The following is a 22,761-nucleotide window of genomic DNA, read 5'->3' on the forward strand; positions in this document are numbered from 1 at the left end:
TTTTATGAAATTGATCAAAATCATCATCCTATTTTTTGCCATTGTGCTCATCACACAATGTCGGCCGGAAAAAAATTCAAATTTCGTCATTACCTCAACGCAGGTAGGAAAACTGGACAAGAACAGTCTTGCACGGGATTTGGAACTCATATATTCCGAGGATTCCCTAATCGTGGACACGGTCAAGCTTCATTTTGGCAGTGGGGCAAGCAAAATAAAAGTATTTGAAAAAGGAGGTACGCATTTGTTGACACTTACCCCTAGCTCGGACAGCATTCCAACGATACAGAATGTGCAAATAAACGACCAAAGGTTTAGCACGGAAAAGGGCATCACCACCCTCAGTACCTTCAAGGAAATCAGGGAGGCCTACAGCATCAAAAAAATCATCACTTCTATCAATAATGTGGTTATTCTGTTGAAGGATAATGATATTTACTTTACGATAGATAAAGCGGAATTACCGGCCAATCTGCGTTACAATACCAATTCCAATATTGAGAGCGTACAGATTCCAGATGATGCCAAAATCAAATATTTCATGGTAGGATGGGATTGACCTTTTCAACCGCCTGGCGCAGGGGTTGACGTTAAAAATCAAACTTTGAAAAAATTACGCTCCAAAATACTCCCCAAGGCCTATGGCCTCTTTTTTAACCTATATGTGCACATAAATCCAAAAAGGACAGCTAAAAAAGCGTTTTATGTATTTTGTAAGGTTCGTAAAGGAAGGGTAAAACCAGATCAAAAAGAATTTCTTGAGCCCGCTAGAAACCAACAATATCAAATTGCCGGGCATACTATTCAGGCTTATGAGTGGAAAGGTGTTAAGGATACCGTTCTTTTAGTACATGGCTGGGAAAGCAATAGTTGGCGTTGGCATAAATTAATAGCAAAATTACGGGAAGCAAATTACCGTATTATAGCTTTTGATGCACCTGCCCATGGGTATTCTTCCGGAAAGTACCTCTATGTACCGCTATATGCCAAAATAGTACAATTTATGATAGAGACGTACCAACCTAAAAGCTTGATAGGCCATTCCGTGGGAGGAATGACCCTTATGTATAACGAACATAAAAACCCGAGTCCTTTCACAGAGAAAATGGTGACTATTGGCTCTCCTTCGGAGTTCCATGAAATTATATTTCACTATCGGGATTTATTGGGACTAAACAAACGTGTTTACAGTGCCTTGGAAACTTTTATCGTAGAAAAGCTGGGGTTTACGATCCGTGAATTTTCCACCTCCGATTTCGCTCGTAGCAATACAAAAAAAGGATTGCTTTTTCATGATCGATCGGACAAAATTGCACCATATCATGCTTCGGAACAAGTACATGCCAACTGGAAAGGCAGCAAATTTATCAGCACCCAAGGTTTAGGGCATTCTATGCATCAAGATGAAATAAATGACGAAATCATTACTTTTTTGGGTTCATGATTACCAAATCTTCCACAACGGGAATCAAGGGTTTTGACGTATCGGCATACCTCATAACGAGAGTTTAGGTTCTCCGGGAACAATTACTCGTATCAATATTGGTGAAACGCATCAGAAACAAAACCAAGCACTGTTGGTAAAGATTCTCTCCAATAAGTCCAACTATGGCGGCCGTTCCTAACTCTATATTCATGGGAGATTCCTTTTTTGGCCATGGCAATATGTACCAAACTGTTGCCTTCATACAGAAAATCATCATCACCACAATCTATATACCAACGAACCGATTTAATATCTTTTGCAGGAACACTTTCAATTAAATTTAACGCATTATGTTCTTGAAACCATTTTTTTAAATCTTCCTCCGAAAACTTTTGATCGGTACGTTCCATACGCACCTTTAAATCCTGTAAGGTCAATGGCCCTATATAGGCACTCAAGGGACAGGCCGACGAAAACAGGTCCGATCGGTGAAGGGCATACATAAATGAACCACCGCCACCCATGGAAAGTCCGGCAATGGCCCTATATCTTTTTTCACCCTTTATCCGATACTTTCGCTCTACATGGGGCATTAATTCCTCAAAAAAGAAATCTTCATATTTCCAATCGCCTACATTAAAATAGCCTCTTCGACCTGTATTGGCATCCGGCATTATAATGATCATTGGAGTGGCCGTACCATTTTTTATGGCAGTATCCGTAATACGCAATACCTCCCCAAATTGAACCCAACCGGTTTGGTCATCTCCTGCACCATGTAATAGGTAAAGTACGGGATAACTTCTTTCGGACGACTCATAATCGGGCGGTAGATATACCGCATATCTACGTTCACCTTTTAAAACCTTGCTTGTCATGGAAAGGTTATCATAGACTTTACCAGATTGCCCATAGCTCATGGCCATACACAGAATTGCCAAAACGAAAAGAATATTATTTTTCATTGAGACAAGATAAGAAATATCCCGTATTGAATAAACCATTATGGATTTGAAATCCATAGTTTTAATAAAAGAATGAAATTCCTTTTAAGTGTAGTCCGTCATTCCGAATGCGGTACGAAGAGGAATCCCATTATGATCAAGATTTCTCGTCGCCCGTTCCTTGCTCTGTCAAATTAGTTCACTTCTACAAGGAAGACCGGATGCCCTTAATTTATGGAAACTAAAGTAATTATAATGAATCCCGATAGCTCGGGAGCAGAATTTTAACCTTTAACTTGATAATAAATGTGAAACTATATTATTTGGGAGGCAAGGTCATGACATAATCATAACTTTCATTAAGCAATCCGGTCACCATATCCATATCTTCCAACATGGTTTCGGTCACTAAAATATAACCTTGCATAGTTGCTCCATAGGATTTGTAAAGGGTAGTATGGAATTGCTCCAAATATATTTTCTGACGATCCTTTGAAAAACGGATACCTATTTCACCCGCCTTATTGAACAAGGAGAACATATATCCATTGGCAGAGGTATAGGGCATGGTCTTTCCTTTACGTTCAAAACGTGAACATGTGGCCACTAAAGCATCATATATTTTTAGTTTTTCCTTATACATAACCTAGAGCCTGTGTGATAGATATAATATGAAAAAATCTAAAATAGATATTTGACTCTTAAAATTCCCATTAAAATACAAAAAGTGTGCAAACAAAGCCTTTAAAAACCAAACGCACTATTTATTTTTAATGCATTTCCCGTAAAGCCCTGTTTAAATACGAAACTAATTGTTCCCCTAGTTCCATGGCATTTTGGGCATCTCCCTTCTTTGCCCGGTTTTCCAGGGAAGAGGATAACTCCCTACCTTTATCGAATCCAAAAACACCTAAAGTACCGCTTATCAAATGGGATTTTTCTTGAAGCGCCCCTAAATCATTCTCCGTCATGGCGAATTGTATTTCTTTAATATCCTTGGGCGTGCGCTTTTGAAAATGTGATTTTATACTTTCAACGAAATCAGCACCTTCCTGTTCTACCATATCCTTGATCAAGGTTTCAAAATCATCAAACTGAAGGTCGCTAAGTTCTACCTCTTCATTCGTATTATTGGACGGTTTATCGCAATAACTGAGTGTTGTTTGTATCAATTCTTCCTCGGTGTACGGTTTTGCGATATAATCATTCATTCCGACCGCCAAACATTTCTCCTTCTCACCCACGAGTGAATGGGCGGAACAACCTATTATGGGTATGGTCAATTTTAAATTTTGCCTAATTTGCTCGGTAGTTTCAAAACCATCCATTACAGGCATTTGTAAATCCATTAAAATGACATCAAACGTATTTTTACCAATAAAGTCCAATGCCTCCTTTCCGTTTTCAGCAATGACGATATCCGATCCCCACCGCTTAAAATAGTTCTTTGCCAGGAGCTGATTGTGAACATTGTCTTCCACTAAAAGAACCGAGATACCTTTAAATGCTTCCTGATTTTCCTTTCGTTCCGCTGTAAATAACTGCGGGGTCTCTTCTTTTTCCGTAATGGCAAACGAAATCTTAAACTTAAACTCGGAACCTTTATCGCGTTCACTTTCTACAGTAATTTCCCCTTCATAGAGGTTTACCAACATATTTACTATACTTAGGCCCAAACCTGTTCCGCCAAAAACACGTGTAGTACTTGTTTCCGCTTGGGTAAAACGCTCAAAAATTGTATCCAGTTTTTCTTTTGGAATTCCAATACCCGTATCTTTAACCGAGAACTGTACGGTAACTTTTTCTTTTTCTTGCGCAATGGCCATTGCCCTTAGCTCCACAAAACCTTCATTGGTGAATTTGATTGCATTTCCCACCAGATTTATAAAAATCTGTGTAAGACGGGTCTCGTCCCCAACAACGTAATCAGGTATTTCGTGATCAAAACTATACAGCAATTTAATTCCCCTTTCTTTTGCCAATGGGGCTTGTAACCGCACAACATGCTGCATTAAATCACTCAATGAAATTGCTTTTTTCTCAAGATCTATATTTCCACTCTCCAATTTGGCTACATCCAAAATATCATTGATAATTACTTTTAAGTTTTGGGAAGATACCTGAATGGTATTTAGGTAATCTGCCTGTTCTTTGGTCAAAGCTGTTTTTTTCAATAAATCATTGAATCCGATGATAGCGTTCAAAGGCGTTCGTATCTCATGGCTCATATTGGATAAAAATTCATCCTTGACCAGGGAAAGTTTTTCAGCCTCTAACTTTTCCCTTCTCAGCTTTATCAATTGCATGGCCGTCCGTGAGATGGACCGTAACGAATCTCGTTGGTCATTTGTAATTTTTCTAGGTTTGGAATCTATGGCACACAAGGCACCGATCGCACTACCTTCCTCATCCGTTAGCGGAGCCCCTATATAAAATCTCATATCCGGATTGGAGGTTACTATATGTGTATCCTTAAATCTTTCATCTACTAATGTATCCTTTACCTCAAAGAGGTCATCTGTCATAATAACATATTGGCAGAATGAATTGGGCCTTGGAGTCTCGGAGACCCCCAAACCTTGTTTAGATTTAAACCATTGCCGATCTACATCTACCAAACTAATAAGACATATGGGCACTTCCAGTAATTTAGATACCATTCCGGTAAGGTCATCAAACATATCCTCCGCTTCAGTATCCAAGATGTTGTAGTTGTATAATTTTTGTAGCCGTTCTTCTTCATCGGTCGGGATGGGTAGGGTTAAATTCATGCGATGTTACTTTTATAAATAAGTTAACGGGTTTTTTCTTACAATATTATAATCCTTTATAAGAAAGGGCTTCTATATGCGTTATCATTCTACAGGTCTTAATAATCTTGGATTATGAAAAAAATACTTTATGTTTCAGGTTTATTCATAGCTATCTCAAGTATTGCCGGATGTGATTATGATGATAGTAATGATATCGATATTTTGAAACCCATCGATTCTTTAGAAACGGGAACGGATTTCAAACAAATCCTCAAATAAAAAAGCCTTCAAACCAAGGTTTGAAGGCTTTTATGCCAAGTTAACCGGATGCTTACCAAATTTTCACCCTATTTTCAGGGGCTAAATAAAGGGAGTCCGATTCTTTTATATTGAAGGCGGAATAAAATTCCGGAACGTTCCTAACAATACCATTTACCCTATATTCCGCCGGGGAATGGGGATCTGTACTAATTTGAACCCGCAAAGACTCATCCCTTGCCTTATTTCTCCATGCTTGGGCATATCCTATAAATACACGTTGTTCGCCTGTAAAGCCATCCATTTTTGGTGCTTCTTTATTTTTTAGGGACATTTTGTACGCTTTAAGTGCAATGCTAAGTCCACCCAAATCACCGATATTTTCCCCCAAGGTAAACTCACCATTTATATTTAGTCCGGGCAATACTTCAAAACCATTATATTGTTCAACCAAAGCACCTGTCCGTTTTTTGAATTCCTCCTTATCGGCATCTGTCCACCAATTGCGCATAGCACCGTCACCATCAAAAGTACTTCCCGTATCATCAAAACCATGTCCGATTTCATGTCCTATTACCGCTCCTATAGCTCCATAGTTTACGGCATCTTCTGCATTTAAGTTAAAAAACGGCGGTTGTAAAATAGCGGCCGGGAAAACTATTTCATTCATTGTGGGATTGTAATATGCATTTACCGTCTGTGGTGTCATGCCCCATTCATTTTTGTCAATTGGTTGCCCTAATTTGGCCAGTTGCCTATTATATTCCATAAGTGCGGATCTTCTTAAATTTCCATACAGGTCATCCGGTCTTATTTCAATGTCATAGGATTTCCAGATATCCGGGTATCCTATTTTAGGTGTAAACTTACTTAGTTTATCCAAGGCTTCTTTCTTGGTGGCATCACTCATCCAATCCAATTCTTTAATGCTTACTTCATAGGCCTTCAGGAGGTTGTCCACTAAAGTCTCCATATGCTCCTTGGCCTCTGGTGGAAAGTGTTTTTTTACATAAACTTTTCCGACTACCTCCCCCAAGGTTGCGTTAACCGTTGCTACGCCTCTTCTCCACATAGGGCGTTGTTCCTGGGTTCCTCTTAATTCCTTGCTGAAAAACTCCCAGTTTTGCTTATCAATAACTTCATTTAAAACTGATACGTTCGCATTTAGAACACCCCATTTTAAATAGGTTTTCCAGGTATCCAAAGCAGTTGAAGCAATAATACCATCCAACGCTTTGGTATAATCCAGCATTAATACCCCTAATTTTTTTTGTTTGTCCAAGCCTGCTTCCCTTAGAAAGTTGTTCCAATTGAATTTGGGCATAATATTGGATAGCGTATCTACCGGAAACATATTATAAAGGCCCACTAAATCCCTTGTTTTTTCTTTTTCCAAATGTTCGGAAGCAATTTTAGTCTCTAAATCCATAACGGTTTGGGCAGCTTTCTTGCCATTTGGCAAACCGGTTAATTTGAACATCTTTTCAATATGGGCAACGTATTTGGTCTGTATTTCTCTGGAACGTTCATCGTTCTTCAGGTAATATTCCCGCTCGGGAAGACCTAAACCCGATTGCCAGGTATATACGGTATAAACTGTAGGGTCTTTAAAATCCTGATAAATAAAAAGGCCTAAAGGAGTACTAATATCGTATTTATTGGCATAGGCAAAATACGTCGCCAATTCATCATAATTGCTTATGGCATCCACTTTTTCAAATTCTTCCTGTAAAGGGGATACACCCAACTGATTCCGTTTTTCCATATCCATATAGGATTGGTACAGATCACCTACTTTTTGCTCATCGGAACCTTTGGAAAAATCTCCTGAAGCGGATTTTTCTATTATCTTCTTTACGTTATCCTCGGATTCTTCATGAACTATAAAACCAACGCCGTAGGAAGATTTGTCAGCGGGTATTTCGGTTTCTTTCATCCATGTACCGTTTACATAAGCCGTAAAATCATCCCCGGGATTTACGGAAGTATCCATATATTCTTTAAGAATACCGGAAGTCAATTCTTTTTCAGGAGCTTCTTTAATGTCTGTCTTACAAGCAACAACCAAAAGAATGGCGGCAAGCCCTCCTATTACATAAATGTTAGATTTATTCATATCGATCATGACTTAATAGTTTATCATTAGACTATATTAAACGGCCGCCGTTACAGATTAAATGTTAAAACCAGGGCCAAAAAAAAGTCCTGATAGGACTTTCTTATTCTTTGCTTCTATGACGCTCACGGGCCAAAAGTGTATTTTTTAATAACATGGCAATGGTCATGGGGCCTACACCCCCCGGAACCGGGGTAATATAGGAGGCTTTCTTACTTACGTTCTCGTAATCCACATCTCCCGTAATATAGTATCCTCTTTCACGGGAATCATCCGGCACTCGGGTTATCCCTACATCAATAATTACGGCATCATCTTTTACCATTTCCGCTTTTAGAAAATTAGGTACGCCCAAAGCAGAAATAACAATATCTGCCTGAGAAATGATCTGGGTGATGTTCTTGGTATGACTATGTGTCAACGTAACCGTGCAGTTTCCGGGCCAGCCCTTTCTTCCCATTAAAATGCTCATAGGTCTACCCACAATATGGCTTCTTCCAATAACTACCGTATGCTTTCCTTTGGTATCTACTTGATAGCGTTCCAATAATTCTAAAATGCCAAAGGGCGTTGCCGGAATAAAGGTGCTCATATCCAAGGCCATTTTACCGAAATTGGTAGGGTGGAAACCATCTACATCCTTATCCGGATGAACGGCCATAATCACTTTTTGGGTGTCTATCTGATCTGGGAGCGGCAATTGAACGATAAAACCGTCTATATTATCATCTTCATTGAGTTCTTGAATTTTACCCAACAATTCCTGCTCAGAAGTGGTACTGGGCATTTTTACCAATGTGGACTCAAACCCCACTCGCTCACAAGAACGTACCTTGCTCCCTACATAGGTAAGACTGGCACCGTCATTCCCTACAATGATCGCGGCCAAATGTGGAACCTTTTCACCCCGTTCCTTCATTTTGGCCACCTCTGCGGCAATTTCGTTTTTAATGTCGTTAGATACTTTTTTACCGTCTAGTAGTTTCATAATAGTATTCAGTTAACAGTTATAGTTAGCAGCATATTATACCCCAAACTTCCCTGGATTATTTATCATATATTGAATTAATTTTCCTATTTCATCACTTAACATCTTTAATTTTTGCTCATCCTCAAAAGACATATATTCACAAGCCAAGGCAAATTGCAACCATACTTGTGTTTCTGAATTTTCCGCTTCGGCATCGGTAATTTTACTAATAAAGTGTTTCTCATATCGTCTTTTTCTATAGGCTTCTGCTATATTGGCACAGGTCGAACGTGAAGAACGTCTTATTTGATCGGTTAAGGAATATTTCTCTTCTTTGGGAAAAGTTTTTGACATTTCAAAAATCTCCATGGACAAATCAAAACCTTTTTGATATGCTAATAATTTTTGAAGACTCATTATTTTGAAGTCTTAATTCGGTTAAAAAATCCGCATACTGCCACTGCCTACTTATGACTAACGGCCTAAGCCGCTCATCATCTGCATCATCTTTTTACCACCGCTCCCTTGCATCATTTTCATCATTTTACTCATTTGATCAAATTGCTTGAGCAATTGATTGACTTCCTGTACATCTCTTCCACTACCTTTTGCTATCCGTTTTTTACGGCTGGCATTCAATTTAGAAGGTGTAGATCGCTCGTCCGGGGTCATGGAATGGATTATGGCCTCAATATGTTTAAAGGCATCATCATCTATATCCAAACCTTTTAATGCCTTCCCGGCACCCGGAATCATACCCATAAGATCCTTCATGTTCCCCATTTTCTTTATCTGCTGTATCTGACTTAAAAAATCATCAAAACCAAATTTGTTCTTGGCAATTTTTTTTTGGATTTTTCGGGCTTCCTCCTCATCAAACTGCTCCTGTGCACGTTCCACTAGGGAAACAACATCTCCCATACCCAAGATCCGGTCCGCCATTCTGGAAGGATGGAAAACGTCTATCGCCTCCATTTTTTCCCCCGTACCGATAAATTTAATAGGCTTATTTACAACGGATTTTATTGAAATGGCCGCCCCGCCCCTGGTATCACCATCAAGTTTTGTTAATATAACACCATCAAAGTTGAGGATATCATTAAAGGCTTTTGCCGTATTCACGGCATCCTGACCTGTCATGGAATCCACTACGAACAATGTCTCCTGAGGAGTTATGGCCTTATGGATATCCGATATTTCCGTCATCATTTTCTCATCCACCGCCAAACGCCCGGCGGTATCTATAATGACCACATTGTTACCGTCTGCCTTGGCCTTGGCAATACCTGCCTTGGCAATGGCAACGGGGTCATTGTTCTCCCGATCGGAATATACGGGAACATTAATTTGATCGCCCACCACGTGCAGCTGGTCTATGGCCGCGGGGCGATACACATCACAGGCCACCAATAAAGGGTTTTTAGATTTCTTGGTCTTTAAAAAATTGGCCAGTTTTCCAGAAAAAGTGGTCTTACCGGAACCTTGGAGACCGGACATTAAAATAACCGAAGGGTTTCCTGAAAGGTTAATCCCTTCGGATTCCCCTCCCATTAATTCCGTCAACTCATCCTTGACTATTTTGATCATTAACTGGCCCGGCTGCAAAGCGGTCAGTACATTTTGGCCCAGTGCCTTCTCCTTTACCTTGTTGGTAAATTCCTTGGCTATTTTAAAATTGACATCAGCATCCAAAAGTGCCCTTCTAACCTCTTTGGTCGTTTCCGCAACATTAATTTCGGTAATCTGCCCATGTCCCTTTAAGACATGTAACGCCTTATCTAGTTTTTCACTTAAATTATCAAACATTTTCCTCAATTTTATGGGGATAGCAAATTTAACAATATCAACGTTAAGTGCGTAGTATGTGTCTTAAAATCTATAAAAACAAAAGGGCATCCATTTAGAATGGATGCCCTTTTAGGGGATGTGGGGCAAAAAAAGTGTCGTGCTTTTATAATCCTATAATTTCAAACTTCCATCAACACCGCCAACGAGGCCCAACTCATTACTGTTGGCGGTGTATTTCTGGATGTTTTGCCGCTATTGTCTTTCAAAGACCAACGTAGTTATAACCTCTGTCTCTTCATCAACATGTTTTATTTCGACGCGACCTTCTTCGGCCGAAACAAAGGTCCAGACCTTCGTCAATTCATCAAAAGGCATATTTTCACCAAAATTCAGATATACCTTAAGTCTCTGGTCATAATTTCTTAACACTCTCCAAAGTCCTTCTCCGAAAGCTTCTCCACCTTCCGATATGGTTATCTGGTGATCGGCCATAAACTGTACGCTATATCCGTTAAAAGTTTCTGTATTGTTCTCATCGCCTTCCGTATAAGAAGCTACGATCCATTCACCGCCCATCATTACATTTCGGACTTCGGGAACATCACCATCATCGGTATTATCATCACAAACACGTTGCAATATCAGTTCATAACCTACTTCTTCGACTTCAAATTTTAATCGCTCATTTTTAAGGTCCCTAACCGGCCACTCAAAGTTCACACCCGGCTCTTCGCCCATTGTAATGGCCATCACCAATATTTGTTCTTCGTTTAATTCTATGGCCCAGGTACCTTCTGAAGTATTTACACCATTGCTCAAGGTAATCACTCCTTCTGGCATGAACTTAAATTCATATCCTAACAATCTATCGATTTCCTCGCCTTGGTTCTTTACCTTTCTGATTACCCACTCACACTCTCTAAGTATTTCCCTTAAAGTATTTGGATCTGCCTTATCATCTTCACAAAGTTGTTTCATGATAACCCTATTGCCCTCTCCGTTGAAAAGTTTTATCCTACGGTCATCAATTTCATATACGCGCCATTCCAACGTAAAGTCTACCAGAGTCTCAAACTCCATAATCAATGCAGCTCCATTTTCGTCCACTCTGGATTCCCAAGTACCGTTTATGTTCAGTCCTTCCCTATCTTTTACGTTTACCGTACCATCTTCCTTAAAGTTGAACAAGTAATTTTCATATTGATCGGTCTGGTCTACATCATTTCTTTTAATCTCCTTTACCAACCAAGGACACTGGATCAAATAGGCATCAAACCGTTCGGGATCAAAGTCGTCATCGTTATAATCATTGTCATCATCCTCATCACAGGCGTCTTTGGCATTTTCAATAGCCCTTGCCAATTCTTCATTACTATCAACGGTAATCTTGGTATCATCGAATAACTCCAAAGTAATGGGGAAATCAAAGCTTACCAGGTCATTTTCATCCAACCCTCCAAAGAACATCCTAAGATCCTTATCACTCTCTACGGTAACACTACCTGTTTGTTCCAGGTTAACATCAAATGTGAACAAGGTCATTGGGTATACAAAATCTATACATTCAATATCATCGTCTTCGCCACCTTCTTTACACTGGGCGGCCAACTCCCTTAAATCCCCTATTCCATTAACGGTTATCTCGGTAAAGTCACCTACCGTAATCGTTATGGGAAATAAAATCTCCAATAAGTTTTCATCATCCTCCAAGGCATCAAAAATTTCTTCGATCAATTTAAGATCTTCCCTTTTATTAATCGTAATTTCCAGTCCGTTGACCTCAACAGTATACGGGAATTTGATATCCAAACAGCTAGCGCCATCCACTATATTATCAAAAGAACCATCTCTGGTAGCCGTTTTTTTCACTAATTGGGCGGTACTGGAATTAGCCATAATGGCTTGCGGTTCCTCACCTGTATTAATTTCCTCGAATTCATCTTGACAAGAAGTAAAACTTAAGGCTGCCAAGAGTAGGCCAACATAAACTGCGTAACTCAAAAACTTTTTCATAACGATTTGGTATTATTTGTTCGTACGGCCTTAAAACAACCCACTTTAAAAATACCCTACCTATTTTTTTAATTTTTTTAAAATATCTTTGGGGAAAACCGACCCATTGGATAAAGCTACTATTCAAAACGTTTGCCAGGAAAGTGTATACAACGGTATATTCCAGGAACACTCCAGAACCATTTTCAATTATATCTTTTATAAGTTCGGCAATGAGGAAAAAGCACATGATGCGGTACAGGAAGCATTCATCAAACTTTGGGAGAATTGTGCAAAAGTTGTTCCGGGAAAGGCAAAATCCTTTTTATATACCGTTGCAAACAATCTGTACCTCAATGTGATAAAAGCGGAGAAGGTTAGGTTAAAATATGCGGACAAGTCCTTAAAAAACACCAACGAGTCTCCTGAGTTCATCATGGAGGAAAATCAGTTTAAGGAAAAATTGGACCATGCTCTTAATAGCTTGCCGGAGAATCAACGCAGTACTTTTTTATTAAATCGGATAGATGGCAAAAAATATGCTGAAATTGCAGAGATGGAAGGTGTAAGTGTAAAGGCGATCGAAAAACGGATGCATTTGGCCTTAAAGGCCTTACGGGAGAAAATTGATGGTATTTGAAATTCAATGTTCTGTGTTTTAATGTTCAATACCCGGTACCAACAACTTTGAATATGAAACCTTGAACATTTAAACTCTTTATGGTAGGGTTTTTTAGATTTGAATTGTTATTACGGTATAAAGCTAGAAATCATGCAAGAAAATTACTTGGCAAAATGGCTTAACAACGAGCTTACAGAAGCGGAGTTGAAGGAATTTAAAAAAACGGAAGCGTATGCTACCTATAAAAAAATCCTTGAAACTTCCGATGGTTATAAAGCTCCTGAATTTGATATGGACAAGGTTTGGAAAACTTTGGAAGAAAGGCGAAATGTTGCCCGGCCCAAAGTATTGACCTTATCACCGTTCAAGACCTTCTTACGTATAGCGGCAGTGGTAGCCGTACTTTTGGGAGGCGCATATTTTTATTTGAATGCATTGGACGAAAATATAACTACGGAATACGCCGAAAACAAGGAAGTTATACTTCCTGATACTTCCCGAATCATTCTTAATGCGGATTCCCGATTATCCTATGATGAAAAAAACTGGGATTCGGAACGAAATATAAGCCTGAGCGGGGAAGCTTTTTTTAAAGTGGCGAAAGGAAAAAAGTTTACGGTACTTACCGATCAGGGTACGGTTTCCGTGCTAGGTACGCAATTCAATGTTGAAAACAGGAACGGTTTCTTTGAGGTAACGTGTTTTGAAGGTTTGGTAAGCGTTACATTCAATGGGGAAGAAATTAAATTACCCGCTGGTAATTCCTTTATGGCCATTAATGGATCCATATTCAAATCTATCGTTCCCAAAAATAGCTCCCCTTCATGGGTGGACAAAGAAAGTACTTTCAAGAGTATTCCCTTAAAATATGTTTTTGATGAGTTTCAACGTCAACACGATATTCGAGTCGAACATAATAATATTGACACAAATCAGCTTTTTACCGGTACATTTAGCAATACGGATAAAGATCTAGCCTTAAAAAGTATAAGCGTTCCTCTTCAAATAAAGTTTAAATTAGAGGGGAATAAAGTGCTGTTCTATGGGGAAAGCGCACCTTAAAACGCTTATTTTCTTTCACGTATGCTTTCTATCCATGTTCTTCTGGAACATTGGGCAGGCACAAAATATGGCCAGCCCAACCGTTGGCATCATTACCTATATACAAGAACTGGAGGAACGTTTTGATGTAAAGTTTTCTTATATAGACGAAGACTTAAAGGATATTGCCTTTGCGAGGCCCGAACAAAATGACCTGACATCTATCTTATCCTTCATTTCCGATCATACACAACTTAAAATCCAAAAGTTAAATGAGCGTTACTATACCATTGTCAAAAGCACTTTGATCGATATCTGTGGCAGGGTACTGGATAATTATGAAAACAATACCATCCCCGGGGCTACCGTACAGGTTATGGGAAGTTCTGTAGCCGGTATTACAGATTTGGACGGCAGTTTTTCCTTCCGGAATATCCCGAGAAAAGCCGTCATTCAAATAAAGCATCTTGGCTTCAAACCGCTGTTCATTATAGCCGAAAATTTAATGGGGCATAAACCTTGCGTTCCTATTGCCATGGCACAAAGCTACCAAGAGTTGGAAGAGGTGATCGTGTATAAATTCTTGACCAGTGGCCTTGCCAAACTTGATGACGGCAGCATACAACTGAATACGGAAGATTTCGGTATTCTTCCCGGATTAATCGAACCGGACGTATTACAGACGGTACAGGCACTTCCGGGAATCAGGAGTGTGGACGAGACCGTATCCGACATAAATATACGAGGCGGTACCAATGATCAAAACCTCATTTTATGGGATGGCATAAAAATGTATCAGTCCGGTCATTTTTTCGGACTTATTTCGGCCTTCAACCCGTATCTAACGGAAAAAATTTCGGTTATAAAAAACGGCACAAGTGCGTTATATGGGGATGGTGTTAGTGGTGTTATAGATATGCGTACCAAAAACACCATCGAAAATGGTTTTTATGGAGGAGCCGGACTCAATTTAATCAGTGGGGATATCTATGGGCAACTGCCTATTGCCAAAAATCTTTCCCTGCAATTCTCAGGAAGGCGCTCCCATACCGATTTTATAAACACTCCGACCTACAATACATTCTCGGAAAAAGCCTTTCAGGATACCCAAGTACAAGCGGATAACGATTTCTATTTTTATGATTTTACGGGTAAGGTCCTTTATGATATTAGTCCGGATCAAAGAGTAAGGGTGAGTCTGATCAAGATCAATAACAACCTGGATTATTTAGAAACTTCGGATAATGGTAACAGAACCAATGAAAGTGATCTGGATCAGACCAACCTTTCCTTTGGTGGTACGTTAGAAAGCGATTGGACGGATAATTTTTCGACTGAATTCAACGCCTATTACACAAGATACCGGTTAAATGCCCTGAGTATTTCCAATAATGGAACACAAAGGTTGCTCCAAAACAATAAGGTTCTTGAAACCAGTGCCAAGTTGAATACTTTTTACAGGGTTTCCGATGAGTTAAGCTGGTTAAATGGTTATCAGTTTACGGAAACCGGAATCGAGAACATTACCAAACTAGATCAGCCTTTTTTTGAAAGCACCATTCGGGGCGTTATCAGGGCACATGCCTTGTATTCCGAAATAAATTACGTTTCCGGCGACCAAAAACTGATGGCCAAGCTTGGTGGACGGATAAATTACTTTGAGAATTTAAAGACATTTAAAGAATTTATCGTAGAACCACGATTGAATCTCAGTTACGAACTTCTGCCTAATTTTAGAGCAGAAATTTTAGGGGAATATAAAAGTCAGGCCACCAACCAAATCATTGATCTGGAACAGAACTTTCTCGGTATTGAAAAAAGGCGCTGGATTTTGGCCGACGGTACCAGTCTTCCTATAACAAGGAGCAAACAGGGCTCTATAGGCTTCAACTATGATGAAAATAGTTTTTATATAGGTCTGGAAGCATTTTATAAGAATGTGAACGGTATTAATGTAACCACACAGGGGTTCCAGAACCAAAATCAGTTTAATGGGGAGATAGGGCGTTATACTGTTAAAGGTTTGGAATTCTTGATCAATAAAAAAAATAATTATTACAGTGCCTGGTTAAGTTATACCTACAATCTCAATGATTACACCTTTGAGACCCTTGTACCACCCAACTTCCCTAATAACCTGGATATTCGGCATGCCATAACCTTAGCGGCCAATTACAATTATAGGGATTTTAAAATCGGTATCGGTATCAATTACCGCTCAGGAAAATCATTTACGGAACCGGACGCAACAAATCCCATAAATACAAGCGTGTTCCCAAACGAAATCAACTATCAAGAACCCAATAGCAGTAGATTACCGGAATATTTTAGGGCAGATGCTTCCGCTATTTATAATTTCAATTTAGGCAATACTTTCAGAGCTTCTTGCGGGCTGTCCATCCTAAATCTCACCAATAGAAAAAATACCTTGAACACCTATTACCGTCTGAATACCAATAATGAAATAGAAACGGTACAACGTGTTTCTCTGGGCGTCACCCCAAATGCCAGTTTTAGGGTCAGGTTCTAAATTTTGGAACCGTCAAGGTCTAAAACGAAAATCAAAACCATACATGGTTTGCACAATTTTGAACAATTGTTCATATTTCCCTTTAAATTCGTTTGGGCTTTCAATAAAACTCTCCGTTAATATGGCGAAGAATTCATAACTGTTTTCAAGTCCGTACTCCCTAAAATACCCTTCTTCCGCCAATTGGCCCCGAAACTCTTCAGAAGAAAGTATTTCCGTGAGTTTTCTAAGGCCAAATTGAAATTTCCTGGCTTCCCAGGAGTTGACCCCTTTTGTTTCAAAACATAGGGCATGTGCAATTTCATGCAATGCCAAATTCCTATTGTCATTGGGAATGTGAAAACCCTCTTCCAGTGTATCGGCAGAAAAGACCAAACTTTTATAGGCTGGATTATACTCCCCAAGATGGTGCCGCCTCTTTATCTTGGAATAATATTTAGATGGATACACGATTATTCTTGCAACGGACCTGGACAATTGAAATTTTTTCATCCCCAGAGTGAGCAAGGCAATAGCGGCACATATGAACAGCTTGATTTCTTCCTTATTATCCAATTCTCCATAACATACGAACCTCTTTTTACTCCTAAGCCATTGAAGCCTTTTTACAAATCGGTCTTTTTGCTTTGGGGGAAAGTTATTAAAAGGAAGTAAAAATGTGGTCAATAAGGTCTTTTCCTTGTTGGTTAGCGGCTTCACTTTTATGAAGATATCAAAAAGCGTAATATTCCCTTTATAAAAATAGCGTAATGCTACCCTTAAAAAAACCAAAAGAAGCCCGGCACATAATATAATGACGGCAATTTCTTTATGGGTTTCGGTCATTTCTTGCATTACATCCGATCTGGAACGGCAATCCCCAATAGCTTAAAAGCGGATTGGATAACCTCGCCTACCTTTTTGGACAACTGTATCCTAAAAATTTTCTTTTGCCCGTCCGTTTCCCCAAGAATGGAGACTTGTTGGTAAAAAGAGTTAAATTCCTTGACCAGATCATAGGTATAATTGGCAATCAATGCGGGACTATAATTTTCCGCCGCCAATTGAATGGTCTCAGGAAATAGTTGTAGTTGTTTAATAAGTTCCTTTTCCTTGGGGTGAAGATTTTTAAGGTTTTTATAACCGGTCAGATCTACATTGGTTTCATCCGCTTTTCTTAATATAGATTGTATCCGGGCATAGGTATATTGGATAAAGGGACCGGTATTTCCCTGAAAGTCCACGGACTCTTCCGGATCAAACAAGATACGTTTCTTGGGATCAACTTTAAGGATATAATATTTTAAAGCTCCCAGACCTATCATTTTATAGAGTTCTTGTCTTTCAGCTTCCGAATAGTCTTCCAATTTGCCGAGTTCTTCGGAAATCGCAGCAGCTGTCCGGGTCATGTCTTCCATAAGATCATCGGCGTCCACTACGGTTCCTTCCCTACTCTTCATCTTTCCACTGGGCAGATCTACCATACCATAGCTTAAGTGATAAAGTTGTTCCGCCCAAGTATATCCAAGTTTTTTCAATATCAAGAATAGGACCTTAAAATGATAATCCTGTTCATTTCCAACAGTATAAACCATACCGTCAACATCGGAATAGTCCTTGACCCTTTGAATGGCGGTACCTATGTCCTGTGTCATATATACGGCGGTACCATCGGAACGCAGAACAATTTTCTCGTCCAGCCCCTCATCGGTTAAATCTATCCAAACACTGCCATCCTCTTTTTTATGGAATACGTCTTTTTTCAGCCCATCCGCAACCACATCCTTACCTAATAAATAGGTATCACTTTCATAGTAGAAGGTATCAAAGTCTACCCCTAAATTCTTATAGGTAGTATCAAAACCATCATATACCCAAGCATTCATTTTTTTCCAAAGTGAAACTACCTCCTTATCCCCGGCTTCCCATTTTTGTAGCATCTGTTGTGCCTGGAGCAAAATAGGGGCCTCTTTTTCGGCCGTTTTCTTATCGATTCCATCAGCAACCATTTGTGCAATCTCTTCCTTATACGCCTTATCAAAGGCCACATAATAGTTGCCTACCAATTTATCCCCTTTTAATCCGGTATTTTCGGGGGTCTCTCCTTTTCCAAATTTCTGCCAGGCCAACATACTCTTACAGATATGGATTCCCCGGTCATTGATAATCTGGGTCTTATACACTTTCTTTCCGGAAGCTTTTAGAATTTCGGCTACGGAATACCCCAAAAGATTATTGCGGATATGACCCAAATGCAATGGCTTGTTGGTATTGGGCGACGAGTATTCCACCATAATGGCTCCATCCGCTTGTGAAACATGCCCAAAATTTGACAACTCCCGGATAGCGTTAAAAAAATCGAGGTAATATGAGTCCGAAATCACGATGTTCAAGAAACCTTTTACCACATTAAAACCGGAAACATTGGCCACTTCCTTTTCCAAATACCTTCCGATCTGCTCCCCGATCTGTACAGGATTCCCTTTTACAAATCTCAGCATGGGAAAGACCACTACCGTAATATCCCCATCAAAATCCTTGCGCGTGGGCTGAAATTCCACGGATGGTAATTCTATCTGATATACGGACAAAACCGCTTCTTTTACTTTCTGTTCTAGGGTATTTTGGATATTCATCAACACTTCTGATTAAGGCTGCAAAACTAATCATTTTTTGCCCTTTGCACCCTATAATCAAGGTATTCCAAATGCTTTTATCTAATTTTATAAAAACCGATGAAGAAAACCCTATGCTCTTGAACGTATCCTATAACAACAGGGAAATTACCCGCAAGATAGATACCGAAGTCGGTAAGCCCTACACCTTAAAGGAAAGATGGAATTTGAATGGTATCGGCTCTCCTAAATTGATTATAACCGGAACCAGTATCGAAATCCAAAACTTGCTCATTTTGGATAATAACAGGAACATTTGTTCTATAGAAATGAGGCCAAAAGGAATTATTATCCGTTTTCGTTCCTTATTGGAAACGTATGCCCTGATCGTCCCCTATTATAAATTAGCCATCCATAAAGGAGATATGGCAATATATACCATCTATCGGGACCATTGTTTTATCAAAGTAAAATCCGATACCAAGGCCGTACAGAAATTCTTTAGAAAACTATTGGATCATAAGGCTGATAATACTGCAACTTCCATTGAAGACTTATAAAAAATATTACCAATAATCGATTATAAAATGAATCCGTAAAAATCAATGCATGTCGCACTCGATTCATGACAAAGGCAATGTGAAACTCCTTCTTTTATGTCAAAAGGAAACGCATCAAACCTCGAAAAAAAAGATTTTATTAAAAAACGCTCTTTCGTACTTAAAAAGAGCGTTTTAATTATTCGATATCCATTGGCTATTACCTCTTGCCCAATTCAACAAAAGGTCTGTGGTTCTCTCCGATATATATTTGCCTAGGCCGGCCAATTGGCTCACCTCTAAGTCTCATCTCCCTCCATTGGGCGATCCATCCGGGCAATCTGCCCAAAGCGAACATAACGGTGAACATCTCCGTAGGAATTCCTAATGCCCGATATATAATACCTGAATAAAAATCGACATTAGGATATAATTTTCTATCTACAAAATATTGATCTTCCAACGCTTCCTTTTCCAGGCCTTTGGCAATGTTCAAAATAGGATCTTCTATGCCCAAATTTCCTAATACTTCATCCGCTGCTTTTTTGATGATTTTTGCACGTGGGTCAAAATTCTTATAAACCCGGTGCCCAAAGCCCATAAGTCTAAAGGGATCTTGTTTGTCCTTTGCTTTGGCCATATATTTTTTGGTATCTCCACCATCGGTCTCAATGGCCTCCAGCATTTCTAAGACTGCTTGATTGGCCCCACCGTGCAATGGACCCCAAAGTGCGGAAATCCCCGCAGACAATGATGCGAACAATCCGGCATGTGATGACCCAACGATCCGCACGGTAGAGGTAGAACAGTTCTGTTCATGGTCGGCGTGAAGGATCAATAGTTTATCCAGGGCATCTATGACAACTTTGTTCTTTTTATATTCTTGATTTGGGCGTTTGAACATCATCTTATGAATGTTCTCCACATACCCCAAAGTATCATCTCCATAATCCAAGGGCAACCCTTTCTTCTTTCTCAAGGCCCAAGCTACCAAAACAGGGAATTTTGCCAAAATACGTACTATGGCATGATACATATCTTTTTCCGAAGATACGTCTACCGTAGAGGGGTTAAAAGCGATCAAGGCACTGGTGAGCGAGGACAAAACTCCCATAGGGTGGGCAGATTTAGGAAAACCGTCCAAAATCTTTTTCATTTCCTCATCTACATGTGATTCTTCCTTGATGTCGTTATGGAATTTCTCCAGTTCCCCTTTGTTGGGCAATTCACCAAAAATCAACAAATAAGCTACTTCTAAAAAATCGGCCTTTTCGGCCAGTTCTTCAATAGAATAACCCCGATACCTTAAAATTCCTTTCTCGCCATCCAAAAAAGTAATGGCACTTTCACAAGAACCTGTATTCTTGTATCCAGGATCTATCGTAATTAATCCTCCGGTGGCGGAACGCAACGTTTTGACATCAATGGCGGATTCTTCTTCAGCTCCCTTAATTACAGGGAATTCATATTTTTGACCGTTAAATTCTAATGTAGCTTTATCTGACATTTATTGTAATTCTTGTTATTTATGTGAACCGTAAATTTACGGAAAAGCCATCGTTTTAACAATTAAACAAATCCCTTTAAACAATTATTAACAGGGGGATCGGGAAGTATATAATCCTTAAAGATCTTTACAACAAATACAAAACTTTATAGTATTCGTCAACGGATTTTTCCCAGGTAAACCGCATTCTTTTGGCGTTGTCTTTTATTTTCTTCCATTTTGGTTGGTCATTTTGCCAAATATCCAGGGCCAGATTAAAGGATTTGATCATATCCGTTATTTTTTGGTCATAGGTCTTTCCATCAAAAACAAAGCCGGTCCTTAAATGTGAGACTGTATCTTTCAACCCTCCCGTATGATGTACCAGACACGGGTTTCCGTTGCGCATGGCCAACATCTGACTAATCCCACATGGCTCGAACAAACTGGGCATAAAATAAAGATCCGTCTCCAAATAGATAGAATCTATCAGGTCTTCCGATTGACCATTGGTAAATATAAAATTCCTATGCTTATAGCTCATATCCCGAAAGTATTCCTCATAACCGGGATCACCTGTGCCCAACAACATAAAAATACCGTCTACCTTGTCCAATCTTTTAAGGATTTTTTCAAAAGCTTCCGGTGAACGCATAAAGAAATAAAATTTCTGCTCTGTAAGTCGGGCTACACTGGAGACAATGAATTTAGGCCGTTGTCCAACATATTTCATTATTTTTTCTCCCGTATGCGCCAAGAAATCCGCTTTATATTTTTTTGATTCGTCCTGCAACCATTTAAACAGGGCCTTAACGGTATTCCTATAGAGCAATCCCTTTTCCGCTTTCCTGATATTCCCATAATTGGAAGCATTCAATATTCCGAATAAACGCCCCTCATTGTCCGCTTGTTGTAAATCTTTTTCCAAACTTTCCCCACCTATAAATTCCGGCCTACGACTGGGAATCATCACATCTTCTTTATAGGAAGGGGATACGGTATGAACGGCATCGGCCAAACGAATGCCAACGGCCATTAAGTTTATGCAATCCTGATAATTGGGATCCATCAATGCCTTATGGTCCAGTTCCATATCCGGGAACCAATTATGCACTGAAGCATAGTTGTTATAAAACGGACGAATACCCTGAATCGCCAAATTATGGATGCTGTAAACGTAACGCATTTTCTTTAGGGCCCTATAAACAGGATGGTATGTTTTTAAAAACAAAAGGGTACTCGAATGCCAGTCATGCATATGAACAACATCCAATTTACCAAAAGCCTCTATTTTTATGGCTTCCGCAACAGCCGTACAAAAAATAAAATACTTGATAGAATCGGTATAGAAAGGTTCTTCCGGATCATCGTGGTAAATATGTGCTATACCTCCCTCCTCTATTTCAGGGTGATGAATTACATAATGGGTTATATGTGGATATACTTTCTTTGGCAGAACCTCATAAAGTTCCGCATTATATGTAGTGCCTCTTAACTGGAATTCCAAATGTGCTTTAAAAATACCATCTTGATGTAACCTAGAATAGGATGGCACTACAACATGTACTTTATCCCCACGTCTGGAAATCTCTCTTGGAACATCTCGGACTACATCGCCCATGCCACCCGCTTTACAATTGGCTATGGCATCATTTTCGGCAGAAACAAAAAGGAAATTATTCATATAAAAAATAGAGGAATT

Annotated in this window: 19 protein-coding genes; 7 read left to right on the forward strand and 12 right to left on the reverse strand. The window is 39.4% G+C overall.

Annotated elements, in window-relative coordinates:
• Window positions 1-4: 4 nt before the first annotated feature.
• Together ACKWB9_RS09670 and ACKWB9_RS09675 are read left to right on the forward strand one after the other, a co-directional pair.
• On the forward strand, window positions 5-559 hold the full coding sequence (locus ACKWB9_RS09670; RefSeq protein WP_414002816.1) for a hypothetical protein: 555 nt from the start codon (window positions 5-7) through the stop codon (window positions 557-559).
• 45 nt (window positions 560-604) lie between these two features.
• Window positions 605-1,444, forward strand: coding sequence for an alpha/beta fold hydrolase (locus ACKWB9_RS09675; protein ID WP_414002817.1), 840 nt, complete (start codon window positions 605-607; stop codon window positions 1,442-1,444).
• A gap of 92 nt (window positions 1,445-1,536) precedes the next feature.
• Here ACKWB9_RS09675 and ACKWB9_RS09680 read toward each other — a convergent pair whose 3' ends face one another.
• From ACKWB9_RS09680 to ACKWB9_RS09690, 3 genes are all read right to left on the reverse strand, one after another.
• On the reverse strand, window positions 1,537-2,391 hold the full coding sequence (locus ACKWB9_RS09680) for an alpha/beta hydrolase (protein ID WP_414002818.1): 855 nt from the start codon (window positions 2,389-2,391) through the stop codon (window positions 1,537-1,539).
• A gap of 298 nt (window positions 2,392-2,689) precedes the next feature.
• A complete protein-coding gene (locus tag ACKWB9_RS09685) occupies window positions 2,690-3,013 on the reverse strand; it encodes a hypothetical protein (protein ID WP_414002819.1) in 324 nt (107 codons plus the stop codon).
• A gap of 127 nt (window positions 3,014-3,140) precedes the next feature.
• Window positions 3,141-5,141 carry an ATP-binding protein gene (locus ACKWB9_RS09690; RefSeq protein ID WP_414002820.1) on the reverse strand — a complete coding sequence of 667 codons (2,001 nt, stop codon included), beginning with the start codon at window positions 5,139-5,141 and terminating at the stop codon, window positions 3,141-3,143.
• 114 nt (window positions 5,142-5,255) lie between these two features.
• Here ACKWB9_RS09690 and ACKWB9_RS09695 point away from each other — a divergent pair, with 114 nt between their 5' ends.
• On the forward strand, window positions 5,256-5,402 hold the full coding sequence (locus ACKWB9_RS09695) for a hypothetical protein (RefSeq protein WP_414002821.1): 147 nt from the start codon (window positions 5,256-5,258) through the stop codon (window positions 5,400-5,402).
• 52 nt (window positions 5,403-5,454) lie between these two features.
• Here the strand turns inward: ACKWB9_RS09695 and ACKWB9_RS09700 are convergent, their stop codons facing one another.
• The 5 genes from ACKWB9_RS09700 to ACKWB9_RS09720 form a co-directional block, all read right to left on the reverse strand.
• The gene (locus ACKWB9_RS09700; protein WP_414002822.1) at window positions 5,455-7,497 is read right to left on the reverse strand and encodes a M13 family metallopeptidase; all 2,043 of its coding nucleotides are present in this window, start codon (window positions 7,495-7,497) and stop codon (window positions 5,455-5,457) included.
• A 103-nt stretch (window positions 7,498-7,600) separates the two neighbouring features.
• Window positions 7,601-8,485: a bifunctional 5,10-methylenetetrahydrofolate dehydrogenase/5,10-methenyltetrahydrofolate cyclohydrolase gene (locus tag ACKWB9_RS09705; RefSeq protein WP_414002823.1), complete on the reverse strand. Its 885-nt coding sequence runs from the start codon at window positions 8,483-8,485 to the stop codon at window positions 7,601-7,603.
• 36 nt (window positions 8,486-8,521) lie between these two features.
• The gene (locus ACKWB9_RS09710; protein ID WP_414002824.1) at window positions 8,522-8,884 is read right to left on the reverse strand and encodes a four helix bundle protein; all 363 of its coding nucleotides are present in this window, start codon (window positions 8,882-8,884) and stop codon (window positions 8,522-8,524) included.
• Window positions 8,885-8,941: 57 nt separating this feature from the next.
• Window positions 8,942-10,273 (reverse strand): signal recognition particle protein, encoded by a 1,332-nt coding sequence (ffh, locus tag ACKWB9_RS09715; protein WP_414002825.1) that lies wholly within the window; start codon window positions 10,271-10,273, stop codon window positions 8,942-8,944.
• Between the two features lie 234 nt (window positions 10,274-10,507).
• Window positions 10,508-12,268, reverse strand: coding sequence for a hypothetical protein (locus tag ACKWB9_RS09720; protein ID WP_414002826.1), 1,761 nt, complete (start codon window positions 12,266-12,268; stop codon window positions 10,508-10,510).
• 121 nt (window positions 12,269-12,389) lie between these two features.
• Here ACKWB9_RS09720 and ACKWB9_RS09725 point away from each other — a divergent pair, with 121 nt between their 5' ends.
• The 3 genes from ACKWB9_RS09725 to ACKWB9_RS09735 all read left to right on the forward strand — a co-directional run bounded on the left by ACKWB9_RS09725 (window position 12,390) and on the right by ACKWB9_RS09735 (window position 16,440).
• Entirely contained in the window at window positions 12,390-12,887 is a 498-nt protein-coding gene (locus tag ACKWB9_RS09725; protein ID WP_414003014.1) for an RNA polymerase sigma factor, read from the forward strand.
• 132 nt (window positions 12,888-13,019) lie between these two features.
• Entirely contained in the window at window positions 13,020-13,931 is a 912-nt protein-coding gene (locus ACKWB9_RS09730) for a FecR family protein (RefSeq protein ID WP_414002827.1), read from the forward strand.
• Window positions 13,912-16,440 carry a TonB-dependent receptor gene (locus tag ACKWB9_RS09735; RefSeq protein ID WP_414002828.1) on the forward strand — a complete coding sequence of 843 codons (2,529 nt, stop codon included), beginning with the start codon at window positions 13,912-13,914 and terminating at the stop codon, window positions 16,438-16,440. The genes ACKWB9_RS09730 and ACKWB9_RS09735 overlap by 20 nt, the downstream gene beginning before the upstream one ends.
• A 12-nt stretch (window positions 16,441-16,452) precedes the next feature.
• Here ACKWB9_RS09735 and ACKWB9_RS09740 read toward each other — a convergent pair whose 3' ends face one another.
• Both ACKWB9_RS09740 and argS read right to left on the reverse strand, forming a co-directional pair.
• Window positions 16,453-17,265, reverse strand: coding sequence for a zinc-dependent peptidase (locus ACKWB9_RS09740; RefSeq protein WP_414002829.1), 813 nt, complete (start codon window positions 17,263-17,265; stop codon window positions 16,453-16,455).
• A gap of 8 nt (window positions 17,266-17,273) precedes the next feature.
• Window positions 17,274-19,055: an arginine--tRNA ligase gene (gene argS / locus ACKWB9_RS09745; RefSeq protein ID WP_414002830.1), complete on the reverse strand. Its 1,782-nt coding sequence runs from the start codon at window positions 19,053-19,055 to the stop codon at window positions 17,274-17,276.
• Window positions 19,056-19,168: 113 nt separating this feature from the next.
• On the opposite strand from argS, the gene ACKWB9_RS09750 reads away from it, so the two are divergent.
• The gene (locus ACKWB9_RS09750) at window positions 19,169-19,594 is read left to right on the forward strand and encodes a hypothetical protein (protein ID WP_414003015.1); all 426 of its coding nucleotides are present in this window, start codon (window positions 19,169-19,171) and stop codon (window positions 19,592-19,594) included.
• A 199-nt stretch (window positions 19,595-19,793) separates the two neighbouring features.
• Here the strand turns inward: ACKWB9_RS09750 and ACKWB9_RS09755 are convergent, their stop codons facing one another.
• Complete coding sequence (locus ACKWB9_RS09755) at window positions 19,794-21,080, reverse strand: citrate synthase (protein ID WP_414002831.1); 1,287 nt, start codon at window positions 21,078-21,080, stop codon at window positions 19,794-19,796.
• Window positions 21,081-21,207: 127 nt separating this feature from the next.
• Entirely contained in the window at window positions 21,208-22,743 is a 1,536-nt protein-coding gene (locus ACKWB9_RS09760; protein ID WP_414002832.1) for a glycogen synthase, read from the reverse strand.
• Window positions 22,744-22,761: the final 18 nt, after the last annotated feature.

The sequence above is a fragment of the Maribacter spongiae genome (assembly GCF_047345125.1).
In the GTDB taxonomy this organism is placed as follows: Bacteria; Bacteroidota; Bacteroidia; order Flavobacteriales; family Flavobacteriaceae; genus Maribacter.

Coding starts and splice junctions, on each gene's coding strand:
- ACKWB9_RS09670 (WP_414002816.1), top strand. CDS start 5: ATGAAATTGATCAAAATCATCATCCTATTTTTTGCCATTGTGCTCATC.
- ACKWB9_RS09680 (WP_414002818.1), bottom strand. CDS start 2,391: ATGAAAAATAATATTCTTTTCGTTTTGGCAATTCTGTGTATGGCCATG.
- ACKWB9_RS09685 (WP_414002819.1), bottom strand. CDS start 3,013: ATGTATAAGGAAAAACTAAAAATATATGATGCTTTAGTGGCCACATGT.
- ACKWB9_RS09690 (WP_414002820.1), bottom strand. CDS start 5,141: ATGAATTTAACCCTACCCATCCCGACCGATGAAGAAGAACGGCTACAA.
- ACKWB9_RS09695 (WP_414002821.1), top strand. CDS start 5,256: ATGAAAAAAATACTTTATGTTTCAGGTTTATTCATAGCTATCTCAAGT.
- ACKWB9_RS09700 (WP_414002822.1), bottom strand. CDS start 7,497: ATGAATAAATCTAACATTTATGTAATAGGAGGGCTTGCCGCCATTCTT.
- ACKWB9_RS09705 (WP_414002823.1), bottom strand. CDS start 8,485: ATGAAACTACTAGACGGTAAAAAAGTATCTAACGACATTAAAAACGAA.
- ACKWB9_RS09710 (WP_414002824.1), bottom strand. CDS start 8,884: ATGAGTCTTCAAAAATTATTAGCATATCAAAAAGGTTTTGATTTGTCC.
- ffh (WP_414002825.1), bottom strand. CDS start 10,273: ATGTTTGATAATTTAAGTGAAAAACTAGATAAGGCGTTACATGTCTTA.
- ACKWB9_RS09720 (WP_414002826.1), bottom strand. CDS start 12,268: ATGAAAAAGTTTTTGAGTTACGCAGTTTATGTTGGCCTACTCTTGGCA.
- ACKWB9_RS09730 (WP_414002827.1), top strand. CDS start 13,020: ATGCAAGAAAATTACTTGGCAAAATGGCTTAACAACGAGCTTACAGAA.
- ACKWB9_RS09735 (WP_414002828.1), top strand. CDS start 13,912: ATGGGGAAAGCGCACCTTAAAACGCTTATTTTCTTTCACGTATGCTTT.
- ACKWB9_RS09740 (WP_414002829.1), bottom strand. CDS start 17,265: ATGACCGAAACCCATAAAGAAATTGCCGTCATTATATTATGTGCCGGG.
- argS (WP_414002830.1), bottom strand. CDS start 19,055: ATGAATATCCAAAATACCCTAGAACAGAAAGTAAAAGAAGCGGTTTTG.
- ACKWB9_RS09750 (WP_414003015.1), top strand. CDS start 19,169: ATGCTCTTGAACGTATCCTATAACAACAGGGAAATTACCCGCAAGATA.
- ACKWB9_RS09755 (WP_414002831.1), bottom strand. CDS start 21,080: ATGTCAGATAAAGCTACATTAGAATTTAACGGTCAAAAATATGAATTC.
- ACKWB9_RS09760 (WP_414002832.1), bottom strand. CDS start 22,743: ATGAATAATTTCCTTTTTGTTTCTGCCGAAAATGATGCCATAGCCAAT.